Source organism: Micromonospora sp. RV43, from assembly GCF_001029515.1.
Classification (GTDB): domain Bacteria; phylum Actinomycetota; class Actinomycetes; order Mycobacteriales; family Micromonosporaceae; genus Micromonospora; species Micromonospora aurantiaca.
The window spans coordinates 1-5,793 of record NZ_LEKG01000282.1 but is presented as its reverse complement, the minus strand read 5'-3'; the positions used below and the strand labels follow the sequence as shown (position 1 = coordinate 5,793).

7 protein-coding genes are annotated in these 5,793 nt (G+C 70.4%); all 7 read right to left on the bottom strand.

Translation table 11 applies throughout. The features are described 5' to 3' along the window. The coding region (locus ABD52_RS35870; RefSeq protein ID WP_047894664.1) for a hypothetical protein at nucleotides 1–293 on the bottom strand (293 nt) is incomplete at its 3' end. Nucleotides 294–415: 122 nt separating this feature from the next. Continuing rightward, nucleotides 416–844 (bottom strand): hypothetical protein, encoded by a 429-nt coding sequence (locus ABD52_RS35865; protein ID WP_053065537.1) that lies wholly within the window; start codon nucleotides 842–844, stop codon nucleotides 416–418. Nucleotides 845–971: 127 nt separating this feature from the next. Continuing rightward, the gene (locus ABD52_RS35860; protein WP_053065536.1) at nucleotides 972–1,646 is read right to left on the bottom strand and encodes a GGDEF domain-containing protein; all 675 of its coding nucleotides are present in this window, start codon (nucleotides 1,644–1,646) and stop codon (nucleotides 972–974) included. 202 nt (nucleotides 1,647–1,848) lie between these two features. Continuing rightward, the gene (locus ABD52_RS35855) at nucleotides 1,849–2,148 is read right to left on the bottom strand and encodes a hypothetical protein (RefSeq protein ID WP_047894663.1); all 300 of its coding nucleotides are present in this window, start codon (nucleotides 2,146–2,148) and stop codon (nucleotides 1,849–1,851) included. Between the two features lie 549 nt (nucleotides 2,149–2,697). Continuing rightward, nucleotides 2,698–4,293 carry a 3'-5' exonuclease gene (locus tag ABD52_RS38790; protein ID WP_053065535.1) on the bottom strand — a complete coding sequence of 532 codons (1,596 nt, stop codon included), beginning with the start codon at nucleotides 4,291–4,293 and terminating at the stop codon, nucleotides 2,698–2,700. Then, on the bottom strand, nucleotides 4,290–4,520 hold the full coding sequence (locus ABD52_RS39580) for a hypothetical protein (RefSeq protein WP_047894662.1): 231 nt from the start codon (nucleotides 4,518–4,520) through the stop codon (nucleotides 4,290–4,292). The genes ABD52_RS38790 and ABD52_RS39580 overlap by 4 nt, the downstream gene beginning before the upstream one ends. A gap of 74 nt (nucleotides 4,521–4,594) precedes the next feature. Further along, nucleotides 4,595–5,236 carry a hypothetical protein gene (locus ABD52_RS35835; RefSeq protein ID WP_152748367.1) on the bottom strand — a complete coding sequence of 214 codons (642 nt, stop codon included), beginning with the start codon at nucleotides 5,234–5,236 and terminating at the stop codon, nucleotides 4,595–4,597. Between the last annotated feature and the right edge of the window lie 557 nt (nucleotides 5,237–5,793).

Below are 5,793 nucleotides of genomic sequence, written 5' to 3'. Positions count from 1 at the left end.
ACAGCGAGGGTGAACAGGTCCCGGTGAGTGTGGGCGGGGACGGTGTGGCGGTGCACGATGGTCCGTAGGTTGTTGACCGTGATGGTCAACTCGCCGTGAGTCTCGTTTTCGGGGTGGGGCCATGCTGGTGATCGGTGCTCGGCTCGCCATGCGTCGCCTCCGTACAGGCGGCAGACCGCTTCGGCGATTTCTCGGGCGGCCGGTTCGCAGCCGTACTCGGGGCCGGTGGGGTACGGGGTGATGGTGAGCGTGTCCATGCGGGTGGGGTGGGGACGGTCGGTGGTGCTGGTCATGGTCGGTCTCCTGCGATCGTGAGTGACGGGAGCGGTAGCCGGCGTCGGCGTGCTCGATGCGCGTCGATGCCGTTGGGCGGTCCGGTCGTGCCCGGCCGCTGTCGGCGGCCGGGCACGTGTGGTCAGGTCGGCTGGCCGAGGAGGTATCGAGCCTGGCCGGTGGTGGCCCATCGCGCCGTGTCGTGCAACAGCCGTGCGGTGCGGCGGGTGAGGGTGAGCGCGTAGATGTTGGGATTGCAGACGTAGCGCTTGCCCATCTGCCACAGGTCCAGACACATCACGGCGAGTCGGAGCAGGGCGCGCATGCGGCCGGGGTTCGTGTCGGCGCACTGGTGGCGGCGGGCGTACTTGATCAGTTCCACGGTGGTGGCGCGGAAGTCGAGAGCGGTCGTGGCGTCGGTGATGGTCGCCGTGGGCCAGGTGGGGGCGTGCTCGCACAGATGCAGATGGCTCGTCACCTGCTCCATGTGCTGGCGGGCCTGGTCGAGCAGTTCGCACACCTGGTGGATACGGCGTTCTGCGGGCGGGGTGGTCAGGATCGGGAGGGTCATCGTGGGTGCGGTGGAGGCTGACACGGGTTCTCCTGGTTGGGTTCGGTGGTTGTCGAGAGGGGTTCGCCGGTCCTCTCGCTGTGCGGGGTGGTCGGGGCGGTCGCATCGGACCGCCCCGACCGGGGTGCTACCGGAAGCGGCGGCGGTGGACTCGTCGGGCGAGCACGGTCGCTCCCTCGGGGTACGGGAAGAACGGCAGTGCGTCTTCTTCCATGTACGGGAAGTGCGACATGACGTCTTCGCCTAGGCGCTTAGCGTGGTACATGGCGACGTCTGCGCGGGATAGCAACTGCTCGGCGCTGGTGTCGTTGTCGTCGGCGGTGGCGGTGCCGATGCTGGCGGCGCATCGAAGGGTTGTTCCGAAGAAGGGCACCGTTGCTGCGGCGAGCGCGCGGGCGGCGGCGTGAGCATTGGCGTTGCCGTGGTCCAACCCGCCGTTGGTGATGATCAGGAACTCATCGCCGCTGAGGCGGCCGACGTAGGCATCGGGGAGGTTCAGCGCCGTGAGGGTGTGGGCGACGTGCCGTAGTACGGCGTCGCCAGCGGCATGGCCGTGCTCGTCGTTGATGTCCTTGAAGCGGTTGAGGTCGAGCAGGGCGACGGAAACCGGGCGGGTGCGGTCGGCTACCTGGTCGTTGAGGTGGGTCAGCAGGGCGCGACGGTTGGGCAGACCGGTCAGGGCGTCGTGGCGGGCGTCGTGTTCGGCCGTGGTCAGGGCGGTGTGGAGGCGGGCGCATCGCCAGAGCAGCGCGAGGCACGATGCGGTCGTGGTGCCGAGCAGGATTTCGGTGAGTCCAGGCACTGAGTACTCCTCAGAGAGGTTGGTCTGGTGTGAGCTCGGTGGGGGTTCGCCGTCCCCATCGATACTTAAAATTCTAGCACACTTGACGTTGCTTCGGTAGTCCTGACCTGGGGCTTTGCGTTCCCGACGGCCGTCTCGGGGTGATGCCGGCGGCATCGGGGCGGGACCGCCACCGCGCAACGGTCCCGCCCCGGTCTAGGCGTTACGGGGCGTACGCGTAGAGGTCGCGGCCGTCGATGATGAGGGCGTCGGCGGCGATGGCTGCGGCGAGCTTCCGGGCGTAGCCGCCGACGACGTCCCACACCTCGGCGTGGAACACGCTCACGCTCTCGGCGGCACCGTCCAAGATCGGGATGATGACGGCAACGGCGTTGTCAGGTCGGACCGGGACTCCGGTGATGGTGCAGTCAGGAACGATGTGCAGAGCGAACAGCAGGGCGGCGCGGTTGACGTAGCGCTCGCGGTCGATGTCGCTGCCGCGCACAGCCTGGAAGATGTCCATGATGCTCCTTGATCGAGTGGCGGCGTCGGCTCTGCGACCCGCCGTTGGTCTGGTGTGGTGTGTGGTTGGGGGGGTTCGCCGTCCCCCTCCCTCACACTTAAAATTCTAGCACACTTGTGGGGTTGGATGGGTGCTGACCTGGGGTTTTTTCGTGCGTTCCCGTCTGAGGGGAGATCCATCCCGGCGGCCTGGTCGTGACCGACCACGGTCGGGGTCGGGGGTGCAACCGGGGTGTGGTTGCGGCCCCGGCCCCGGCCGTGGTTGCCCTTGTGGCAGGCCGGTGGGATGGATCGGGGAGGGACCATCCTGGAGCCTGCCTCCCCGGCGAGGGGACGCGGTCCAGCGGCGGGACGCTGGTCCGGCTGAAGGCCATCGGCCCGCAGGGCCGATAGCGCGGGCACCGCGGCCGGGGGAGAGGCCCCGACAGCCCGAACCCGGTGATGCCGCCGGCATCACCCCACGAACCGGCCGGCGCCGGCGGGCCCGTGGCCGTGGTGGCGACTGGACGCGCAGATGGCAGGGCGAGGGGGCCCACCGGTGGGTTGTGGGTCAGCGGCGTGCAGCTTGGGGTTGGTGGGCGGGGGCTGTCATGGCGCACAGCAGGTCGTACGCGGTTTGACAGTCGCCGAGGGCGCGGTGGCCGCCGCCGAGGGGTAGCCAGCGGCGGCGTAGTTGCCAGTCGGAGCGGCGGCCCATGAGGCAGGACCAGCGGTCCGCGTCGCCGAGGTGGGCCGGGTTCAGGTCGTCTCGGCGGGCGTGGCGTAGGACGGTGGCGTGGTCGAAGTCGGCGTTGTACGCGAGGACGGTGCGGTTGTGGGTGACGGTGAGCAGCTCGGGCAACACTTGGGCGAGGGGTGGGGCGTCGGCGAGTTCGGTGTCGGTGATGCCGTGTACCCACTGGGCTTCGGGTTCGACGTCGCAGCCGGGGTTGACCAGGGTGTCGAGCAGCGTCTCGCCGGTGGCGGCGTCGATGACGGCGACTTCGACGATGTAGCCATGAAGGCCGGTGGTTTCGGTGTCGAGGATGACCGCGGCACCGGGTTCGCGCATCGCCCGTGCCCAGCGGATCGCGGCGCCGGCCTCGGTGGCCACGGCGATCTCGTGTCGGTGGGCTTTGAGGTGTGGGTGCGCGGCGATCGCCTTGGTGACCTCTTTGACGGTCGGGGCGCCGTCGACGCGCTCGAAGTCGATCTCCCACCGTCCGGCGCCGCGGTGCCACCAGGCCCACACCTCGATGCCGTGCCGCGAGCCGAGCTCGGACACCCACCGGCGGATCACCGCGGCCCGGTCGACGGGTCGGCGGGCCAGGTGCCGCAGCGGTGACGGTTCTCCGGCCTTGACCGCGTGCACGGCTTCCCAGTCGATACCGGGGTGCTCGCGCAGCTCGTCGAGGTCGCCGATGCGGTACAGCGGCACGCTGACGTCGCGGTAGCGGGTGATCTCCACGGTCGTGTGGGTCTTCGGCGCGATCAGGTCGGCGGCGAGCAGGTACTTGAAGTCGGTGGGCCGGATCTCCAGGTACTCGGCGGCCTGGTGGGACATGAGCAGCCGGTCGACGCGTAGCTGCTCGGCCAGGTCATCATCGCCGGCGAGGGCGTCGAGGTCGGCCTTGGCGTACCGGTTCGCGCGGCCGGGCCGCAGGCCTCGCTCGCGGGTGATCTTTTCGAAGTCGGCCTTGCGCCAGCCGAGGTAGGCGGGGGCGTCCCACGCGCTGATGCTGGCGGCCGTCCATGCCTGGCGATTGGCGACGATCCCGGCGAGCTGGTCGACGTCGACGGCGTCCAACGCTTTGCAGTCCCACAGCGGCCACTCCTTGTACCAGCTGGACACCGCGAGCGCGCCGGCGTCGGCGAGGGCTTCCACGTCGGGTTTGTCGACGGCCAGGCCGGTGCGCTCGGCGAGCCGGGCCGCGGCTCGGTTCCCGCCGATCGGCGCCTCGTCACCGACGGCGGCCACGATCTGCTCGCGGCGGGCGGCGACGTCGTCGGCGACCGCTGCGGACCAGCGCCGCCCGGCGACGTCGGCGGCCGGGATCAGCCCGGCCCTGGTGGCGGCGTCCCACTGCCACTCGGCCAGGCCGGTGTGCCGCAGGACCTGCACCGGCCCGTAGTCGGCCGGGTTGCTCGTGGTCGAGGTTTCGGTCATCGCCGCCCCCGACGTCGCTCGATCGGCCGGCCCACGACCGCCGGCACCCGCACCGGCCCCGCCGCCGGGGCGGCCGGCCAGTCCGGCATTCGCAGCACCGCGTAGACGTGGGCGAACCCGCCACGGTCCTTGGTGGTGCCCACCTGCACTTCGATCCCACCGCCGGCGAGCCGGTCCAGCAACGCGCGGGCCTCCGCCGGGTCACCCTCCACCCTGATCTGCAACATGACCCCCACGGTAGACCGGCCACACCCGACAGTCAAACAGCAAAAGCGCAGGTCAATCGCGGTTTCTACGCTGGTTAGGTTTCTACCTTTCCGGCGTTGGTGAGGGCACATTCGATGGCCTGGCGCAGCACCTTGCCGGTGGTGATGACCTGGCCGATGAGCAGCTCGCGCTCGCGCAGGTCGGCGTGGCTGGGGCCGGCGCCTCGCCACCGGGCGGCGGGGTTGTGCAGGTGGCCGCGCCAATGGTCGCCGTGCTGGTCGTACCAGGCCTGCAACTTGGCCACGGCCGGCCGGGAGGTCCAGTAGCAGGCCCGCACGAGCAGCTCGCCGACATCGTCGGGCAGGTGCAGCGCCACCCGGGCGTCGAACACCTCGTCGTGGGTGCCCCACGGCCGTCCGCGCCGCTGCCGTGGCACCGGCCGCCACCGCCGCGCGGTCCACCCGCGCTCGTCGAGCAGCCCTCGCAGCGCCGGCAGCACATACGCGGTGCGGGTCCCGACCAGCGTCCCGGCCTCCCGGAGCCGGTCGAACTCGACGTGCAGCGCGTCGATGAGCTGGTTGCGGGCCGCCACCGGCAGGTCCTCCGCAGCGGCCCGCCGCGCCAGCTCCTTGCGGCGCTCGGTCCACCACCGTCGCTCCACCTCCCGGGCCGCTTCGACGGCTTCGGCCAGCGCATCCGCCATCGGCCGTCGCACCCGCACATTAAGCACACGCATGCAGCCACTATAAGAGCAGCTCATCAGCTTTCTAGCGTCCTGTTAGGTGGTTACCTTTCCGCCGACCGAGTAGACGAGCTGCTTCGTGCCCGGCTGGCATCGGCACCACCCGCCCGTACTTGCCCGACGAGCCCCGCTCCGACCAACCCCGGACGGGCGGGGTAGCGGGGCGGCACGTGGGTCGACCGCGGCCTGAACCCGCAGCCCTGTTGGGCCCGCCCGTAGTTTCCAGACCAAAAACAACGGTAAGCAGTTGATCTAGGCGCGTACCTGGGGTGCGCTGCCAAAGGGAGCGGGTTGCAGGGGAGACTTTTCGCCGTTTCCTGCGATCCCGATAGGTGGGATGCGAGATCAGCGGCGGCGGCTGACCGCCGAGGACGTCCCGACCTCATTACGCGGCCGGCCTACTGCGCCTGCCCGAACCCGCTGGCTGACGTCGCCTGAGCTGGTCCAACAGCGGCGCCGCCTGGCGGGCGCGGTCGTACAGTGCGGGGGTGACTATCGCCTACGACTGGGGCGTGGACCAGCCCCCGGATCCGGCCGCCGAGGACGCGGGC